At 65.2% G+C, this 3,115-nt stretch carries 5 protein-coding genes; 2 read left to right on the top strand and 3 right to left on the bottom strand.

The window, feature by feature from the left end; genetic code table 11:
- On the bottom strand, nt 1–207 hold a 207-nt coding region (locus E4V01_RS25215; protein ID WP_135300277.1), incomplete at its 3' end, for a transposase.
- A gap of 61 nt (nt 208–268) precedes the next feature.
- On the opposite strand from E4V01_RS25215, the gene E4V01_RS25210 reads away from it, so the two are divergent.
- A complete protein-coding gene (locus E4V01_RS25210) occupies nt 269–472 on the top strand; it encodes a hypothetical protein (RefSeq protein WP_245517711.1) in 204 nt (67 codons plus the stop codon).
- Between the two features lie 371 nt (nt 473–843).
- Nucleotides 844–1,077: a hypothetical protein gene (locus E4V01_RS25970; protein ID WP_193763316.1), complete on the top strand. Its 234-nt coding sequence runs from the start codon at nt 844–846 to the stop codon at nt 1,075–1,077.
- A 427-nt stretch (nt 1,078–1,504) separates the two neighbouring features.
- On the opposite strand, the gene E4V01_RS25200 is transcribed toward E4V01_RS25970, so the two are convergent.
- Both E4V01_RS25200 and E4V01_RS25195 read right to left on the bottom strand, forming a co-directional pair.
- Nucleotides 1,505–1,864: an acid-activated periplasmic chaperone HdeA gene (locus tag E4V01_RS25200; RefSeq protein WP_135300276.1), complete on the bottom strand. Its 360-nt coding sequence runs from the start codon at nt 1,862–1,864 to the stop codon at nt 1,505–1,507.
- Nucleotides 1,865–2,426: 562 nt separating this feature from the next.
- On the bottom strand, nt 2,427–3,115 hold a 689-nt coding region (locus E4V01_RS25195), incomplete at its 5' end, for a PDZ domain-containing protein (RefSeq protein ID WP_135300275.1).

Here is a 3,115-nt window from a genome sequence, read left to right as displayed (position 1 = left end):
GAGCTTCTTGAGCTTGCGGTTCTCCTCGTCGAGCGCTTTCAGGCGGCGCGCGTCCGAGACCTCCATGCCGCCGTAGCGCGAGCGCCACGTGTCGAACGTCGCGTCGCTGATGCCGTGGCGGCGGCAAATCTCAGCCACCGGCAGCCCGGCCTGCTGCTCCTTCAGGATGCCGATGATCTGCTCTTCGCTGAACCGGCTCTTCTTCATCGTCCGTCTCCTGATCGACGGACCCTAGCTTCAGAATGAGGGCAGGCCAGGGGGCAAGGTCATGGTGCTTGAACTCACGACCGCCTACGCGCTCGTCCTGCCCATGCTGACGGCCTGCCTGACAGCCTGCCTCGTGGCCCAATGGCTCGGCGGCCGTCCGATTTATGGACAGATGTTGGAGCGCGCCCTTGCCCAGGCCGGCAGGGGGCCGGTCAAGGGCTCGGATATCGGTCTGGCTGCCGATCGGGATCGTGCGACGCACTGAAGTCCGCCCCAAGGCCTGCAAGGCGCTCGTGGGAGGCGCTCGTGGGAGGCGCGCAGCCGCACCTCTTCCCGCATTGCCGTCCGGGTGTCGGGCCGCCGGCGTTCGAGGGCGGCGCGTCGGGCGGGGGCCGAGGCCGGCGGCAATCGCCGCGGAAGTCCGAGCAAGGCGCGGCCCGGTTTGCCATTTCGGGAGATCGCGGCCGGTTCCAACGGCGCACGGCCTGCGGGTCCGCAACACGGCCGATGGATGCGTGCGGGAAAGCCGGTCCGCACGAACCATGCCGGCGCGGGACAACCGCGCCGGCATGGTTTGCTGTTCGCGAGGACCTCGGATGAACTCTGGCGCCCTCGGGTTGGTCGTGCTGCGCGGGGGTGAACGCCTCGTCAGACCACAGGCATGTCATACGGGTGGCGGTGGTGGCGGAGGCGGTGGTGGAGGTGGAGGCGGCAGGGGCAATACCGGCGGTGGCGGCGGCGGTGGCGGGGACAGAGGCGGCGGGGGCGGTGGTGGCAAGACCAAGGGCGGCGGGGGCGGCGGCGGAGGGCCGGGCGGCGGCGGGAGGGGCTGCGCGAGCGTCACCGTGCTGGTCGCAAGCGCCGCAGTAAGGAAGATCAATCGCTTCATCATGGGCGAACCTCCATCGCGCTTGCCAACCTGTGCGGCACTTCGGACGAGACTGAAACGACGGAAGGAGGATCGTTCGAACCGCGCTTCATCCTCGGCTCCTCTGGTCCCCGTGGACCCTTTCAGAGTGCCTCACAAAACTCCCGGTCTCTGACCGTTCTCGTTCTGGCGATGCCAGCGCGGCGGGAGTTTTGTGAGAGACACTCATCGGCCCCGTCCAAGGCCTGCCGGTCCGGCGGCCTGGACGGGACGGGTCTGAGTATCGAGCGGATCGATGTCGGTCCCCGACATCGGCACTCGACCCGCTGCAGAAGGGATGAAGCGGGTCGATCGGCCGAATGATCGACGGCTGAGCGTTGTCGAAGTACCCGCTCGCCGAGGTCATTCAATGATGCCGTCCGATCTGCGTCAGAATATCTTCTTCAGCTCTCCGTCGATCTTCGACCACAAGGAAGCAGCCGGCGCCTTCCTGCACTCTTCAGCGATCAGGGGTGTGACCTTTTCGACCCCGGCAATGTCGATCGCCACCACATCGGGCTTCTTCTGACCCTGTTTGTAGCCTGCGGCCCATGCGACGACTTTTGGTTTGAACGTGTCTTCGAACCCGTTGAACTCCTCGCAGGTCACTTTCTCGAGCGGCTTGCTCGCCAATTTTTCTTGATTCTTATCGGCGCTCTTCCCGCTGGAGGTTTCGGCTTGAACGAGACCGGCGGATAGGACGACCGCAATGGCAGGCAGCAGGTAGGTTTTCAAAGATCCTGTGCGCATGATGAACTCCTTTGCCTTAGCTTGATGCTATCGACGGTCTCTCGTCGAACTTCGGAATGCCGAGGTCTGGCGATCTGACCGGCCAACAGATCTCGGTGCGATGGGCCGATCGCCGGTCGTGCCAATGTCAAATGATGGCGACTTGTGATTTGATGCGGCTTGAAGATCGTCTTGGTCGTTTGATTGAGGCCCATAAACCAAATCGGCAGGGTCAACCGGGCCAAACACGAAGATAAGTGGAGCCCTCTTATGTGAGGGGATTCCCGGGACGAGCATGCCGTCGAAAATTGACGTCCCAACTATAGATCGAACGGCCGTCGCTTGGCGAAGTTCCGGGCGGTTGCAACTTAAAAGATATGAGCCGCGCCGGATTGCATGGCAAGAGCGGTCAGATCGCCGATTCGGTTTGAGTGCAGGATAGCCTCGCCCTGTCGGAAGCAGCGTCCCGTGACCATCGGTATACTGTCCTGATGACGGGCGGGATGGAAAATCACACTCCCGCTCACTTGCAATGCTGTCGGCATTGAGGCGAACGCCGCCGAACAGGGCGGTCCGGAGCGGATCAGCCCTCCTTGGAAAGGGGGACGGCGATGAAGCGGGTCTGCCCCCTGGCGCTCTTCACCCGCATCAGCACCGCCTTGCGGCCGCTCGACTCGGCGGCGCGGATCTGTGCCTGGACGTCGGAGGGTTTCGAGACGCTGGTGCCGCCGACATCCAGGATCACGTCGCCCTGCGCGATGCCCTTGGCCGCAGCCGGGCCGTCGGGATCGACATTCATCACCGCCACGCCCTCGTCGCCGAGGCCGGCATCGTTCGCCGGCGCGAGGCTGAGGCCGAGCCGGGCCTGACCGCTCGGCGCGTCGTCGCCGCGCCTCGCCACCTTGCTATCGCCCGGCAACGTGCCGAGTTCGACGGTGGCCACCTCGCTCTTGCCGCCCCGCAGATAGGCGAGCTTCACCTCGGTGCCGGGCTTGAGGCCGGCGATCATCCGCGACAGGTCGCGAGCGTTGTTCACGGGCACGCCGTTGACCGACTCGATCACGTCGCCCGATTTCAGGCCCGCCTTGGCCGCCGGCGTGCCGCTCTCGGCGTCGTTGACGAGCGCACCCTTGGCCTTGTCGAGGCCGAGCCCCTCGGCGATGTCCTCGGTCACAGGCTGAACCTGCACGCCGAGATAGCCGCGCACCACCTTGCCATCGGTGCGGAGCTGATCGACCACCGTCTGCACGGTCTCGGCGGGGATCGCGAAGC

Origin of the sequence: Methylorubrum sp. Q1, from assembly GCF_004683995.1 — a bacterium.
In the GTDB taxonomy this organism is placed as follows: domain Bacteria; phylum Pseudomonadota; class Alphaproteobacteria; order Rhizobiales; family Beijerinckiaceae; genus Methylobacterium.
The sequence above is the reverse complement of the archived record's forward strand: the minus strand, read 5'-3'. Positions and strand labels throughout refer to the sequence as shown.

Bases quoted from the DNA above. Each gene is read 5' to 3' on its own strand.
- E4V01_RS25200 (WP_135300276.1), bottom strand. From the start codon at position 1,864: ATGCGCACAGGATCTTTGAAAACCTACCTGCTGCCTGCCATTGCGGTC.
- E4V01_RS25210 (WP_245517711.1), top strand. From the start codon at position 269: ATGGTGCTTGAACTCACGACCGCCTACGCGCTCGTCCTGCCCATGCTG.